This window comes from Flavobacterium sp. N502540, from assembly GCF_025947365.1.
Lineage (GTDB): Bacteria > Bacteroidota > Bacteroidia > Flavobacteriales > Flavobacteriaceae > Flavobacterium.
In genome coordinates this window covers 1,476,686-1,490,608 of record NZ_CP110012.1, presented here as the reverse complement: position 1 = coordinate 1,490,608, position 13,923 = coordinate 1,476,686, and the positions used below count along the sequence as shown (strand labels likewise).

Annotated in this window: 14 protein-coding genes; 10 read left to right on the top strand and 4 right to left on the bottom strand. The window is 37.0% G+C overall.

Annotated features, from left to right (window positions below):
* Positions 1 to 354 precede the first annotated feature (354 nt).
* From rsmA to proC, 3 genes are all read left to right on the top strand, one after another.
* On the top strand, positions 355 to 1,140 hold the full coding sequence (gene rsmA / locus OLM58_RS06655; RefSeq protein ID WP_017495904.1) for a 16S rRNA (adenine(1518)-N(6)/adenine(1519)-N(6))-dimethyltransferase RsmA: 786 nt from the start codon (positions 355 to 357) through the stop codon (positions 1,138 to 1,140).
* Complete coding sequence (gene mgtE, locus OLM58_RS06650) at positions 1,124 to 2,473, top strand: magnesium transporter (RefSeq protein ID WP_264531678.1); 1,350 nt, start codon at positions 1,124 to 1,126, stop codon at positions 2,471 to 2,473. The genes rsmA and mgtE overlap by 17 nt, the downstream gene beginning before the upstream one ends.
* Before the next feature lie 99 nt (positions 2,474 to 2,572).
* Entirely contained in the window at positions 2,573 to 3,349 is a 777-nt protein-coding gene (gene proC, locus OLM58_RS06645) for a pyrroline-5-carboxylate reductase (RefSeq protein ID WP_264531677.1), read from the top strand.
* 103 nt (positions 3,350 to 3,452) lie between these two features.
* Here proC and nhaA read toward each other — a convergent pair whose 3' ends face one another.
* Complete coding sequence (gene nhaA, locus OLM58_RS06640; protein ID WP_264531676.1) at positions 3,453 to 4,598, bottom strand: Na+/H+ antiporter NhaA; 1,146 nt, start codon at positions 4,596 to 4,598, stop codon at positions 3,453 to 3,455.
* Positions 4,599 to 4,760: 162 nt separating this feature from the next.
* Positions 4,761 to 5,450, bottom strand: a complete 690-nt coding sequence (locus OLM58_RS06635; protein ID WP_264531675.1) for an alpha/beta hydrolase — start codon at positions 5,448 to 5,450, stop codon at positions 4,761 to 4,763.
* A 335-nt stretch (positions 5,451 to 5,785) separates the two neighbouring features.
* Between OLM58_RS06635 and OLM58_RS06630 the strand changes: the two genes are divergently transcribed.
* The 4 genes from OLM58_RS06630 (at position 5,786) to OLM58_RS06615 (ending at position 8,069) form a co-directional block, all read left to right on the top strand.
* Positions 5,786 to 6,733, top strand: coding sequence for a 2-hydroxyacid dehydrogenase (locus OLM58_RS06630; RefSeq protein WP_264531674.1), 948 nt, complete (start codon positions 5,786 to 5,788; stop codon positions 6,731 to 6,733).
* 179 nt (positions 6,734 to 6,912) lie between these two features.
* Positions 6,913 to 7,296: a DUF4234 domain-containing protein gene (locus OLM58_RS06625; RefSeq protein ID WP_017495910.1), complete on the top strand. Its 384-nt coding sequence runs from the start codon at positions 6,913 to 6,915 to the stop codon at positions 7,294 to 7,296.
* Positions 7,271 to 7,735 carry a DUF2752 domain-containing protein gene (locus OLM58_RS06620; protein ID WP_017495911.1) on the top strand — a complete coding sequence of 155 codons (465 nt, stop codon included), beginning with the start codon at positions 7,271 to 7,273 and terminating at the stop codon, positions 7,733 to 7,735. Before OLM58_RS06625 ends, OLM58_RS06620 begins: the two co-directional genes overlap by 26 nt.
* A 58-nt stretch (positions 7,736 to 7,793) precedes the next feature.
* The gene (locus OLM58_RS06615; protein ID WP_017495912.1) at positions 7,794 to 8,069 is read left to right on the top strand and encodes a TM2 domain-containing protein; all 276 of its coding nucleotides are present in this window, start codon (positions 7,794 to 7,796) and stop codon (positions 8,067 to 8,069) included.
* A gap of 62 nt (positions 8,070 to 8,131) precedes the next feature.
* On the opposite strand, the gene OLM58_RS06610 is transcribed toward OLM58_RS06615, so the two are convergent.
* Positions 8,132 to 9,934, bottom strand: coding sequence for a GNAT family N-acyltransferase (locus tag OLM58_RS06610; RefSeq protein ID WP_070906348.1), 1,803 nt, complete (start codon positions 9,932 to 9,934; stop codon positions 8,132 to 8,134).
* A gap of 118 nt (positions 9,935 to 10,052) precedes the next feature.
* Here OLM58_RS06610 and OLM58_RS06605 point away from each other — a divergent pair, with 118 nt between their 5' ends.
* The gene (locus tag OLM58_RS06605; protein WP_264531673.1) at positions 10,053 to 10,814 is read left to right on the top strand and encodes an exodeoxyribonuclease III; all 762 of its coding nucleotides are present in this window, start codon (positions 10,053 to 10,055) and stop codon (positions 10,812 to 10,814) included.
* Positions 10,815 to 10,928: 114 nt separating this feature from the next.
* The gene (locus OLM58_RS06600) at positions 10,929 to 11,873 is read left to right on the top strand and encodes a flagellar motor protein MotB (protein WP_264531672.1); all 945 of its coding nucleotides are present in this window, start codon (positions 10,929 to 10,931) and stop codon (positions 11,871 to 11,873) included.
* Between the two features lie 80 nt (positions 11,874 to 11,953).
* Here OLM58_RS06600 and OLM58_RS06595 read toward each other — a convergent pair whose 3' ends face one another.
* Positions 11,954 to 12,214: a GEVED domain-containing protein gene (locus OLM58_RS06595; protein WP_264532429.1), complete on the bottom strand. Its 261-nt coding sequence runs from the start codon at positions 12,212 to 12,214 to the stop codon at positions 11,954 to 11,956.
* A gap of 661 nt (positions 12,215 to 12,875) precedes the next feature.
* Between OLM58_RS06595 and OLM58_RS06590 the strand changes: the two genes are divergently transcribed.
* Positions 12,876 to 13,913 carry an NADP(H)-dependent aldo-keto reductase gene (locus OLM58_RS06590; RefSeq protein WP_026109928.1) on the top strand — a complete coding sequence of 346 codons (1,038 nt, stop codon included), beginning with the start codon at positions 12,876 to 12,878 and terminating at the stop codon, positions 13,911 to 13,913.
* The last annotated feature ends 10 nt before the right edge of the window (positions 13,914 to 13,923 follow it).

Below are 13,923 nucleotides of genomic sequence, written 5' to 3'. Positions count from 1 at the left end.
AACAGCAACAGGAAGATTTTCTGAAGTTGTCTAAAACCGAAAGAGTTTACGCTTTTTTTCGTTTGATGGAACAGGTAAGCAGGTTTCCGATTAAGAATAAAGAGGATAAGAATAAAGATAATTTTCTCATTGTGATTAAACCAAAATAGGATGTCAAAATTGTGGAATCAAAACATTGATGAATTTATCACTGGAAGACCTGATTACAAGTAAGATTAAAGCGAACAGAGCTAAAGATTTACTCGATATTCAGCAGCTTCGCGAAATAAATAAGAAGTAGATGACTTGATTTTTGGATTATTCGATAATCTAACAATCTAAGTAGTCTGACAATCTAAGAATCTAGAAAAGAGAATGGAAAAAGTAAAAGCTAAAAAACATTTAGGACAACATTTCTTAAAGGATGAAAGTATAGCCAAAGCAATTGCAGATACTCTAAGCCTGAACGGATATGATGAGGTTTTAGAGATAGGGCCGGGGATGGGTGTGTTGACTAAGTATTTGCTTGACAAACCAATTAATACACACGTGATCGAGATCGACACAGAATCGGTGGCGTATTTAGGTGAGAATTATCCAAAATTAAAAGATAACATTATTTCTCAGGATTTCCTGAAGTACAATATCAATGAGGTTTACGAGAACAAGCAATTCGCTATTATCGGAAACTTTCCTTATAATATTTCAACACAGATTGTTTTTAGAACTTTAGAATTTAAACATCAGATTCCGGAATTTTCGGGGATGTTTCAAAAAGAAGTTGCAGAACGAATCTGCGAGAAAAAAGGATCAAAGGCCTACGGAATCTTATCCGTTCTGGCTCAGGCTTTCTATACTACAGAGTACCTGTTTACAGTAGATGAAAACGTCTTTATTCCTCCGCCCAAGGTGAAGTCGGGTGTGATGAGAATGACCCGAAAGGAAGATTATAGTCTTCCGTGCGGAGAAAAATTGTTTTTCACAGTAGTGAAAACGGCTTTTCAGCAAAGACGAAAAACATTACGTAACAGTTTGAAAACATTAAATTTAACTGATAAGTTGCGAGAAGACACTATCTTTGATAAACGTCCTGAACAGCTTAGCGTAGAAGAATTTATTGAACTGACTCAAAAAATAGAAGCCGATGGAGTTCAAAGTTAGCAAAGACTTAATCCAACAATTAGAAGAGCACATTGTTAAGAAAAATGACAAGGAACTTGAAATTTTACTTAATGATTTGCACCATGCTGATATAGCCGAAATTCTGGACGAGCTGGATTTCGACGGTGCGACCTATATTTTTAAGGTTTTAGATAGTGATAAAACGGCCGAGATTCTTCTGGAATTAGAAGATGATCTTCGTGAAAACATCTTAAGCCGCCTGTCGCCTAAAGAGATTGCAGAAGAGCTTGATGAGCTGGAAACCAATGATGCGGCCGATATTATCGCCGAACTTTCACAGGACATTAAAGCAGAGGTAATCTCTGAGTTAAACGACGTTGAGCACGCAAAAGACATTGTCGAATTGTTGCGTTACGACGAGAATACTGCCGGAGGTTTGATGGGGAAAGAGCTGGTGAAAGTTAATGAAAACTGGAATGTTCTTACCTGTGTCAAAGAAATGCGTATTCAGGCCGAGAATGTTTCCAGAGTACATTCAATTTATGTCGTAGACGATGAGAATCGTTTGAAAGGCAGGCTGTCTCTTAAAGATTTATTGACCACTTCAACCAAAACACAGATCGGAGATATTTACATCAGAAAGTTAAATTTTGTAAATGTTGATACCGAAGATGTCGAAGTTGCCCGTATCATGCAGAAGTATGACTTAGAAGCAATTCCGGTGGTCGACGAGTTAGGCCGTTTGGTAGGAAGAATTACTATCGATGATATCGTAGACGTAATCAAGGACGAAGCCGATAAAGATTATCAGTTGGCAGCGGGTATTACACAGGACGTTGAATCAAACGATAGTGTTCTGGAATTGACCAAGGCGCGTTTGCCATGGCTTTTAATTGGAATGGTAATCGAAATTGTTGCATCATTTGTACTAAAGGGTAACGAAGCCACTTTTCAGAGATATTCAACTCTGATTATTTTTGTACCGTTGCTTTCGGCGACAGCAGGTAACATTGGAGTTCAGGCTTCGGCAATCGTTGTGCAGGGTTTGGCAAACGGAACACTAAAAGAATTCAGCAGAGGATACTTTAGCAAGGAGATTACCGTTTCGATGATTTCGGGAACTATTATTTCGTTGCTTTTACTGGGATATCATTCCATTATGTACCAACAGTACCTGGTAGGAATGGCAATTTCAATTTCGATGATTGTAGTAATTTTGTTTGCAGCAACTCTGGGAACTTTAGTGCCGTTGTTTTTACATAAAAATAAAATCGATCCTGCTATTGCAACAGGACCTTTTATCACCACAACCAATGACGTATTTGGTATTATGCTCTACTTCGGAGTAGCCAAACTTATTCTTGGATTCTAAGTTTTTGCAACAAATTAATAGATAAGAGTGATTATTGATCTCTAAAATCGGCGTAATTTGTAACCGAATAATTCGCTATTAACCAGCCAAATAAAAGCAATGAAAGTACACATTATAGGAGGCGGAAACCTCGGGGTTTCTATTGCCTTGGGAATTGCTAAATTCTCTAAAAATAATCAGGTTACCGTTACAAGAAGAAACACCGCCAGTATTCAATATTTATCAGAGTACGGAATTACGGTTTCATCAGATAATAAACATACTATTCAGGAAGCTGATGTGGTTATTTTAACCATAAAACCCTATCAGGTAGACGTTGTTTTAGCAGAGATTTTACCTGTTATTAAAGGAAAAACAATTGCCTCGGCTGTAAGTGGATTGTCTCTGGACATGCTTCAGTCTAAAACCAATAATGAATTTGCAGTAGTTAGAATTATGCCCAATATTGCTGCGCAGTTTGGCGAATCGGCAACCTGTATTTCTTTCCCTGAACAAGACAGAGAAAAAGCATTGCCAATTGTTGATTTATTTCAGAATTTGGGGACTGCTCCTGTAATTGATGAAAAATTAATGGATGCAGCAACTGTTCTTGGCGCATGCGGAACAGCCTATGCCTTAAGATATATTCGCGCTTCTATGCAGGCCGGAATCGAAATTGGATTTGATTCTAATACCGCTTTGGCCATCGCTGCTCAAACGGTCAAAGGAGCTGCAAAAATGTTATTGGAGGAACAAGTACATCCGGAACAATTAATCGATCGTGTAACGACGCCTCAGGGATGTACAATTGTAGGTTTGAATGAAATGGAGCATAATGGTTTCAGTTCGTCTTTAATAAAAGGAATTAAGACCTCTTTGAAGCAAATTAAAGGATAACATATAAACGATATTATTTTAAGAATCCAAATTCCAGGTTGATACATTGGAATTTGGATTTTGTGTTTTTTAGAGTTTTTAGAATTAATTGTTTTATGAAAAACTAGGCCTTCTTTTTCTTCGACAAAGTAAACTTTAGATAGAATAATCCAAAAAGACCCGAAAGCACAGATGCAATCAGAATAGCGATCTTCGAGAAAACAATAATTTCAGGATCTTTAAAGGCCAGAATAGTGATGAAGATGGACATGGTAAAACCAATTCCGCCCAGCATTCCGGCACCTAGTATATGAGCCCATTTTAAGTTTTTAGGCAAGCTGCACAATCCAAGACTTACACCAATAGCCGAGAAAAGTAAAATTCCTAAAGGTTTACCTACTACAAGCCCCAGGATAATTCCAAATGTATTAGGGTGATTCAAACCTTCGTGCCAGTCCGACTGAATAGCGATACAGGTATTAGCAACAGCAAACAAAGGCAGAATAAAAAAGGCAACCGGTTTGTGTAGAAAATGCTGCAATTTATAAGAAACAGAATTTTCATCACCATTTCCAAACGGAATTACAAAAGCCAGAATAACTCCTGTAATGGTCGCATGAACACCTGAGTTTAGCATGAAATACCACATTACAACACCTCCGATAAGATACGGGATAAGGTTGTGGATTTTCAAACGATTCAAAACAAACAAGAAAATCCAGATTCCCAATGCAATTGCAAGATTTACAAATGCGATTGAGGTTGTATAAAATATGGCAATAACGATTATGGCTCCCAAGTCATCTATAACAGCCAAGGCAGTTAAAAAAACTTTTAGCGACGAAGGGACTTTTTTCCCTAAAAGAGATAAGATCCCAATAGCGAAAGCGATGTCGGTTGCCATTGGGATTCCTGCTCCGTTTTGAGTTGCTGTTCCAAAATTTAAAATCAGAAAAATACTGGCAGGCACTAACATGCCTCCTAAGGCTGCCATGATTGGTAAAGAGGCATTTTTGATATTGGACAATTCACCGTGATAAATCTCTCTTTCTAATTCTAAGCCGATTAACAAAAAGAAAATAGCCATTAAACCATCATTAATCCAGTGAGTGATCGAATGTCCGTTGAGATCTTTCTCCCAGAAAGCAATATATTCCGTTTGATAAGATGAATTGGCAAGATAAAGCGATATGATGGTAACAAAAAGCAGGAGTAGTCCCCCTGATTTTTCATTGTTGAAGAAGGCTTTAAAAGTTTTTGTTAATTTCATTTTTATAAAAGTTCAGTGAATTTAGAAGGGATTTTTTGAAGGCATATATTTTCAAAGTTAAAAAAAAATGAACGAATAAAAAATTCAGGTGTATCGCGTTACGGGATGCAGTTGTCTTATTAAATAAAAAAACCGCTAATAATTAGCGGTTAGGAGTGTTTTTTAGAATGTAGCAGCTGCTTCTAAAATTAAGGCTGTCACTTCTTTGGGATGTGATGCGAGGGAGGCATGTCCTGCGTCGAGACGAATGATTTTTTTAGGGTTCATTCGCTCTGCCATTTCTTTTTCTGTTTCCGGTGGAATCATGTTATCGAAGTTGGAAATTTGATACCAGCTTGGTTTGTTTTTCCATGCCGGTTCACCTGCGATGTCTCCAAAGCATTGCCCGTGTATTGGTTTTTGGGCCAGTGATAAGACTAGTGTTTCTTTATGGTCTAAATCCTGAGCAAATGCATCATGAAATTCATCGTACTTAATCCATAAAAAACCTTTTGGGTCAGGATAAATACTGGCTCCGCCCGATCCTGGTCTGCGACCTAAAAGAGCTCCCAGACTATCTCCTGCATCAGGAGCAAATGCTGCAATGTAAACTAAGCCCACCACTTTATCATGATGTCCGGCACCCGAAATTACTGCTCCTCCATAAGAATGTCCTACCAGAAGTACTTTTCCTTCCTGAGCATCAATTAGATCCTGAGTTTTATTGATGTCATCTTGTAAAGAAGTCAAAGGGTTTTGAACGCTTCGCACTTTATACCCTTCTTTTACTAGTCCCGGAATTACATGTTGCCAATGTGAACCATCTCCCCAAGCACCGTGAACCAAAATAATGGTTAAATCTTTTGTTGCCATAATTACTGTTGTTTAATTGATTAAAATAGAGATACTTAATTAAAATTCAATGTGTGATGTAACAAAAAAACGGCGTGTTAACTTCTGCAGTAAAAATCCATGTATAAAAGTATGAAATTAAATAATTCGTTAATGTTAAGATATAGAAAATTTTATAGTGTAACTGTTTTAATTTCAATGAATAAGATTCTTTTGGCGAAACCGAGAAGCTACTGCAGTCAAATTTTTTAAAGTCATTTTTTTTTTACATCTCTGTGAACTCCGGAAGCTAATAGTTGAAACAGAAAATTTAAATAAAGAATAAGCTGTATTTTTGTTTTATAAAATAGAGTACAATGAGTATAAGAATTCTTCATATTGATAGCAATCATCCGATTTTATGGCAACAATTGGAAGATGCAGGTTTTGAAAACCACGCAGATTTTAAATCTTCTAAAGAAGAAATTGAAGCGAAAATTGCCAACTACAACGGAATTGTGATCCGAAGCCGTTTTAAAATTGACAAGACCTTTTTAGATCAGGCGACTAACTTAAAATTTATTGCTCGTGTAGGGGCTGGCCTGGAAAGTATTGACTGCGAGTATGCTGAAACCAAAGAGATTCATTTAATTGCCGCGCCGGAAGGAAATCGCAATGCAGTTGCAGAACATTCGCTGGGAGTGATTTTATCCTTGTTTAATAATCTCAATCAGGCAGATGCCGAGGTGAAATCAGGACATTGGAATCGGGAAAGTAACCGCGGTCATGAATTGGATGGTAAAACAGTGGGGATCATTGGTTACGGAAATATGGGAAAAGCATTTGCGAAAAAACTTCGCGGTTTCGAGACAGAAGTGTTGTGTTACGATATTCTGGATAATGTAGGAGATCAAAATGCGAGACAGGTGTCATTAGCTGAACTACAGCAAAAAAGCGATGTTCTGAGCCTTCATCTTCCGTGGACTCCTGAAACGGATAAAATGGTAGATCAAAGTTTTATAAATGCTTTTTCAAAACCCTTTTGGATTATAAATACCTCACGCGGTAAAAACATTGTCACAGCAGATTTAGTAGAGGCGATGAAAACGAAAAAGGTTTTAGGTGCAGGTCTGGATGTTTTGGAGTATGAGAAATTATCTTTCGAAACCTTATTTCAGGAAGAAAGTACACCGGAAGCCTTGCGATATTTAATGGCGTCTAAAAATGTTTTGCTAACGCCTCATATTGCCGGTTGGACGTTCGAAAGTCATGAACGACTGGCTCAGGTAATAGCCGACAAGATAAAAGCGGTCTTTAATAGCTAGTCTGTAGGATGAGATTCCAATTTAACTTCCTTTTTACAATTAAATAACGAGTTTTTTCTGTAGAGTTTTTGGGTTATAATTAGTTTTTAAGATTATTTTTTAATAATATTGTTTCTAAATAAGGAGTAACCGAAAATCCCAAGAGTAGGACATAACCAATTAATTTTAACTAGTAAAAAATGGAAAACGATTTTAAAGAAACGTCAAATAATTTTAATGACCAAATTCCGGTATTCAAAGTAGATCCAATAATGGTGTTACTTTTTAGTTTTTTAACTTGCGGATTGTACTTGATTTATTGGAATATTAAAGTATCTGAGGTTTTTAATGCCGTAGCAGGAAAAGAGGTTATCTCTCAGCCAGTTGCAATCTTTGCAGGATGCTGTATGCCGGTAAATATTTATTTTTATTATTTAGCTGGTAAAGAAGCGTTGCCAAAAGTTTATCAAAGAACTGGAGAGCTTCAAAAAGACCAGTCAACTTTATTAATTGTTTTAGGGTTCTTTTTTCCTATGGCAGCAGCAATGATTGTACAAGGTGATATCAACAGATTATACAAATAATAGTAGAATAAAACGTAAAATTTACGGAATTATCGGTGCAGCAATTACACTGATAATTCCGTTTTTTTTAATGCTCGACAACCATAACGACCATCTGGAGACAGATCAGTCGTTTTGTCCTTTTAAAATGGTAACCGGTTTCCCTTGTCCGGGTTGCGGAATTACCAAGTCATTAGTTTATTTTTATGAAGGCGACATCTACAAGTCGCTTAGTTACCATATTCTGGGCCCGTTTGTAATTGTATTTTGCTGGCTCACTATAATTATACTGACTACTGAAATTATTACTAAAAAAGAATATTTTTCAGGGCTACTGTACAATAGAAAATTGGCTTACAACATGGCTTATTTTTTAGGCTTTTATCATTTGATTCGATTGGTTCTTTTTATCAGAGAAAGCTCTTTTGATGATATTTTGCATCAGTCTATCTGGTTTTAAGTCTAAGAATTCCATCCACATAACGTTGAATTTAGAATAACTAAAAATCACTATAAAAATGGAAAACAGTAAAACAGAACATTGGAACAATCCTCCGGTTCATCGGGAGGAGAATAAAAAAGTAGTTGCGGGAATCCTGGCAATTTTATTAGGTGCGCTGGGTATTCATAAGTTTTATTTAGGATACAATAAAGAAGGCGTTATCCAGCTTATTCTCGGATTTATTTTCGGAATAGGAGGTATAATAGGTGTGATCGAAGGAATAATTTATCTCACCAGATCAGATGAAGAATTTTATCAAACCTATCAGGTTGGACAGAAAGGCTGGTTTTAAGTCGTTTTAAAGCATAAAAAAATCCCATCTTAAAATGGGATTTTTTGTTTGTATGATGATGCTTAATCTTCTTTCTCCGATAATTTGCGTTCTAATTCTATCTGAAATTCTTCAATAACAGGTTTCATGGTGCTTTCCGGAATATCTGCTATTCTAATGTACATTAAGCCGTCTACGGCATTATTGAACAAAGGATCAACGTTAAAAGCAACTACGCGGGCATTTTGCTTGATGTATTTTTTGATCAAAACAGGCAAACGTAGATTTCCTGGCTCCAGTTCGTCGATAATCTTGTCAAACTTGTTCAAGTCAGACTCGGCTTCGTCGAAGATAAAATCTTTGTCAGCGTCTTTTAATTTTACCTTGTACGCTTTTTTCGGGTGAATATACTGTGCGATATATGGATCGTAATAGTTAGACTTCATGAACTCAATCATTAACGATTTAGAGAAGTCAGAAAACTGATTGCTGATACTTACACCACCAAGTAAATATTTATGTTCCGGATAACGTAAGGTGGTATGAATAATTCCTTTCCACAGCAAGAACAAAGGCATTGGTTTTTGTTGGTATTCTTTGATGATAAAAGCACGACCCATTTCGATCGATTTGTGCATCATATCATGTAATTCCGGTTCAAATCTGAAAAGATCCGTTAAATAAAAACCTTCAATGCCGTGTTTCGGATAGATTTCAGAACCTAATCCCATGCGATAAGCACCAGCTATTTTTTTGGTGTCATCATCCCACAAAAACATATGGTGATAATACTGATCGTATTCGTCTAAGTCAATAGATTCGTTGGTTCCTTCGCCCACTTCACGAAAAGTAATTTCACGTAAGCGCCCAATTTCGTGTAAGATATTCGGAATTGATTTTGCACGCGCAAAAAATACTTCGTAGTTTTTACTCTGCAACAACCTGCAGTCACTGTTTCTTAACGCACAAACCTCGTCAATCATTTTTGACTCATTTGCCGGAGTTGCAATTTTTTTAGGTGCTTTCGGAATCTTTAAGCTTGCGGTGTCTAACAATTTGCTGTCTTTCTCAAAAGGATTGGCCAGCATATAGGTTTTCTTTCTTAAAAATTCAGAATATTCTTCAAATGATTCGATTTCATTTTGTTCGTTCACTGAGATCGGTTTTCCGATACGAACTTTAATCACACGGTCTTTTTGCGTCAGCAGCTCCGAAGGTAATTTTGCTGTACGTAAAGTATCGTCAATCTTAGAAAGCCAATAAAACAACTTACTGTTTTTGGCGTGGAAGTAAATAGGGATTACCGGAACTTTGGCTTTTCGGATTAACTTCAAAGCACCTTCTTCCCAAGGTTTATCCACGACTAATTTTCCGTCCTTGTACGTCGAAACTTCCCCGGCAGGGAAAATTCCCAATGGTTTCCCGTCACTTAAATGGCGTAAAGTTTCTTTAATCCCCACCACACTTGATTTGGCATCCTTATGATTTTCAAAAGGATTAACAGGCATGATGTATTTTTTAAGCGGAACAATTCTATGTAGTAAAAAGTTGGCAATGATTTTAAAATTAGGTTCTCTTTCAAGCATTAATTTTAAAAGTAAAATACCATCAATTCCCCCAAGAGGGTGGTTTGAAATGGTAATATAAGCACCATCTTTCGGTAAACGTTTTAAATCTTCTTCGGGAATTTCAAATTTGATTTCCATCTCATCCAAAATCCCGTTTAGAAATGCAACATCCTCTAAATGCTTGTTGTGATCGTAAATTTTATTTAGAGTAGATATTTTAAGGACTTTCATAAGAAGCCAGCCCGAAAAAGTACCCAAAACTCCGTACTTATCAACATTTATCGCTTTTGCAACTTCTTTCGCGGTAACTAAACCCATGTACTATTTTTAATTTATTAAGAGCAGCGAACAAAGATAACAAAAAACTCTACTTTTCGCTGTTTCAAATGCAAACTTTCCACTTTTTTATTACATTTGAAATCCTAAAAAAACGCTGATGAAAATTATCTCTTATAATGTAAACGGAATACGTGCCGCAATTACCAAAGGTTTTATCGAATGGCTGCAACAAGCTAATCCAGATGTGATTTGTCTTCAGGAAATAAAAGCTACTGAAGAACAGATTCCGGTTGAGGAGATTACCAAAGCAGGTTATCCTTATCAATATTATTATCCGGCAACTAAAAAAGGATATAGTGGTGTTGCTATCTTGTCTAAAACAAAACCGAATAATGTGGTGTACGGAACCGGAATTCAGCATATGGATTTTGAAGGGCGTAACCTTCGTGCCGATTTTGATGATTGCTCTGTAATGAGTTTGTACCTGCCTTCAGGAACTAATATTGAAAGACTGGATCATAAATTTATGTTTATGGACGATTTTCAAACGTATATTAATGAGTTAAAATTAACGATTCCGAATTTGATTATTTGTGGTGATTACAACATTTGTCATGAAGCGATTGATATTCACGATCCGGTTCGAAATAAAACGGTTTCAGGGTTTTTACCGGCAGAACGTGCCTGGCTTGATGCATTTATGAAATCTGGTTTTATAGACAGTTTCCGTCATTTTAATAAAGAACCACATCATTATTCCTGGTGGAGTTATCGTGCAGGAGCCCGAGGAAACAACAAAGGCTGGCGTATCGATTACAATCTGGTGAGTAATGTTATGGAGCATAGACTAAAACGAGCAGTCATTCTTCCGGATGCCGTTCATTCAGACCATTGTCCTGTTTTAGTCGAAATCGAGTAAAAGTGGTATTGTTATTGTTGAATGAATTGCAGTTTAAATTTAAACATTGACATAGTCATTGGTATTGAGTTTTTACATGGCACGATTATTAATACCCTCCAAATAAAAGAAAAAATGATTAAAAAGGCCTCTGTAGGATTACTGGTTGTAGCAATGTCTATGACCTCATGTGTGTCCAAGAAAATTTACAACGATCTTGAAACCAAATATTCGGATCTGAAAAAAGAAAACCGTGCAATTGCTGATGAAAATGAGAGTTTGCAGAAATCAAAAAATCAGTTAGAACTTGATCGTGATGCTTTAACAAAAGATTTAAATGCAACTAAAACAGATCTTGAAAAACAAAAAGCAGATCTGGCCGCACAGCAGAAAAAATATAAAGTACTTCAGGACTCTTACAATGCTTTAGAGAAAAACAGCAACGATGCTTTAGAAAGTAATATGGCTAAGAATCGTGAACTGTTAGCACAACTGGAGGCAAAATCTAAAAAATTAGCTGAAGAACAAGCTCGTTTGGATAAAACTGCAAATCGTTTGAACGAATTGGAAGCGATGATTGCCGCAAAAGAAGAGGCAATGCGTAAATTGAAAGAAACTTTGTCTAAAGCATTAAACGGTTTTGAAGGAAAAGGGCTGACGGTAGAACAAAAAAACGGAAAAGTATATGTTTCGATGGAAAACAAACTGCTTTTTAATTCAGGAAGCTGGGCCGTTGGTACCGAAGGTAGAAAAGCTGTAGTGGAACTTGGAAAAGTTTTAGGGGATAATCCGGATCTTTCGGTTTTAATTGAAGGGCATACCGATGATGATCCTTACGCAGGTTCAGGGCCAATTGCAAATAACTGGGATTTATCTACCAAGAGAGCTACTGCTATCGTGAACATTTTAAGCGAGAACGCTAAGATTAATAAACAAAAACTGACCGCTGCCGGAAGAAGCGAATTCTCTCCGTTGGCCAGTAACGCAACTCCGGAAGGGAAAGCAAAAAACCGCCGTATCGAAATCATTTTAACACCAAGATTAGATGAGATTGCGGAGATGCTTAATAGTATAAATTAAGACGCTAAGGTTCTAAGGGGCTAAGTCTTTAAGATTTTAAAAAAAAGGTTCAAGTTTTTACTTGAACCTTTTTTAATTGTTTACAATTTTGCTTTAATATTTAACGTATAATCTTCGACCTGTCCATACTCAAAAGTTCCGCAGCCGGTTCCAAAAGGAGGATCAGTAACGGGTGTACCTGGCAGAGATAATATACTTCTCAGCTCGATTCTCATTCTGGTAGAACCTAGCGATGCTGTGGAGGGGATCGTAATCGTTCCGCTTACCGGATCGGTTCCTTGTTTACTTTTCCAGACTGTTTCTCCCGGATCAGTGAAATCGCCATCTTGATTGTAATCGATGTAGATAAAAAATTGTACGCCAAAGCCATTCTTTCCGTATTGGCTGTAAAGGCCAGGTGTAAGTGAAATAGTATTGCTTGAACCTAATGCGAAATTGCCAGATATGTTAGTGAAATCTTCATAACCTCCTTTGCCTGTTGAAGCATTGCTGATACTGCCAAAAACGACTTTATCTAATCGTTCTTCGCTGCTGATCTTTCCTGCTGATTCACAATACTTAGGCGGTGCTGATACTATAGGATCCGGTTTTACTTCTTCTTTTACTTGTCCTGTAGGTGTTTTAGTGTTCTCTTCGGTTGAACATGCAAAAACGGAGAAGGCAAGAATTCCCAGAATAATTTTTTTTATTTTGTTTGGGGGTTTAAGTTATTAAAAATTTATAGGGCATTTGTTGTTCAAAGCAATCCTAGGTTGCGCTGAGCAAGCAAATTTAAAGACACTATTCTTAAGCTTTCTTTTAAAAGGAATGTCTGGTTGATGACTTGTAACAATTGGGGTGCTGTAGGTGCTAAAAGGTAAAATCTAACCTTATCTTTTTTTTAACTTTTGAGAGATTTTCATTTGAAGAATCGCTTCGTATCTTTGAGTTTTAATAGTCGGATGCTGAAAGCTTAAAATCTTAGCAACTCAGCTCCTTAGTAACTTAGAGCCTTAAGAAGAAATGAAATACACCACTTTACCCCATACCGACATAAAAGTTAGTAAAATCAATCTCGGAACGATGACTTTCGGGCAACAGAATACAGAAGCCGAAGGGCATCAGCAAATGGATTACGCATTGGAGAGAGGCGTTAATTTTTTTGATACAGCCGAAATGTATTCCGTTCCCGCACGCGAAGAAACTTACGGAAGTACAGAGAAAATTATAGGAACCTGGTTCAAGAAATCGGGAAATCGTGACAAAGTGGTATTGGCTACCAAAATTGCCGGTCCAAATCCTGCGTTCACGTACATGCGTGAAAAAGGTGATTTCTCACCAGCAAGCATCAAATATGCTTTAGAGAATAGTTTAAGACGTCTGCAAACCGATTATATCGATTTGTATCAGATGCATTGGCCGGAGCGAAAAACCAATTGTTTTGGACAACGCGCTTTTAACGGTCACGACGATGTTTGGGAAGATAACTTCAGAGAAGTACTAGAAACATTTGACGGCTTAATTAAAGAAGGTAAAATAAAACATATTGGAGTTTCAAATGAGAATGCCTGGGGAATGATGCGTTTTTTAGAAGAAAGCAAATACCAGAACCTTCCGAGGATTAAAACAGTTCAAAATCCGTACAGTTTGCTGAATCGTCTTTTTGAAGTAGGTTCTGCCGAAGTTTCAAAGTATGAAAATGTAGGATTGTTGGCTTATTCGCCTTTGGCTTTTGGAGTTTTGACGGGTAAATTTTTAACCGGGGAAGCGCATCCAAATGCCAGAATCAATCTTTTTCCGCAATATACACGTTACAATAGTGCGCAAAGTACACAGGCCACAAAATTATATCAGGAAATCGCGATTAAACATGGTTTAACCTTAACCCAATTAGCGATGGGATTTGTGTTACAGCAGCCATTTTTAACAAGCGCTATTATTGGTGCCACAACTATGGAGCAACTAAAAGAAAATATTGATACAATTGATGTAGTACTGTCAGAAGAAATCATAGCAGAAATTAATGCTGTTCAGGCCATAATTCCTGATCCGGCTCCTTAATTAGTACTAC

Bases quoted from the DNA above. Each gene is read 5' to 3' on its own strand.
- OLM58_RS06625 (WP_017495910.1), top strand. From the start codon at position 6,913: ATGGAAAACGATTTTAAAGAAACGTCAAATAATTTTAATGACCAAATT.
- OLM58_RS06615 (WP_017495912.1), top strand. From the start codon at position 7,794: ATGGAAAACAGTAAAACAGAACATTGGAACAATCCTCCGGTTCATCGG.
- mgtE (WP_264531678.1), top strand. From the start codon at position 1,124: ATGGAGTTCAAAGTTAGCAAAGACTTAATCCAACAATTAGAAGAGCAC.
- OLM58_RS06600 (WP_264531672.1), top strand. From the start codon at position 10,929: ATGATTAAAAAGGCCTCTGTAGGATTACTGGTTGTAGCAATGTCTATG.
- proC (WP_264531677.1), top strand. From the start codon at position 2,573: ATGAAAGTACACATTATAGGAGGCGGAAACCTCGGGGTTTCTATTGCC.
- OLM58_RS06630 (WP_264531674.1), top strand. From the start codon at position 5,786: ATGAGTATAAGAATTCTTCATATTGATAGCAATCATCCGATTTTATGG.
- OLM58_RS06610 (WP_070906348.1), bottom strand. From the start codon at position 9,934: ATGGGTTTAGTTACCGCGAAAGAAGTTGCAAAAGCGATAAATGTTGAT.
- nhaA (WP_264531676.1), bottom strand. From the start codon at position 4,598: ATGAAATTAACAAAAACTTTTAAAGCCTTCTTCAACAATGAAAAATCA.
- OLM58_RS06605 (WP_264531673.1), top strand. From the start codon at position 10,053: ATGAAAATTATCTCTTATAATGTAAACGGAATACGTGCCGCAATTACC.
- rsmA (WP_017495904.1), top strand. From the start codon at position 355: ATGGAAAAAGTAAAAGCTAAAAAACATTTAGGACAACATTTCTTAAAG.
- OLM58_RS06590 (WP_026109928.1), top strand. From the start codon at position 12,876: ATGAAATACACCACTTTACCCCATACCGACATAAAAGTTAGTAAAATC.
- OLM58_RS06635 (WP_264531675.1), bottom strand. From the start codon at position 5,450: ATGGCAACAAAAGATTTAACCATTATTTTGGTTCACGGTGCTTGGGGA.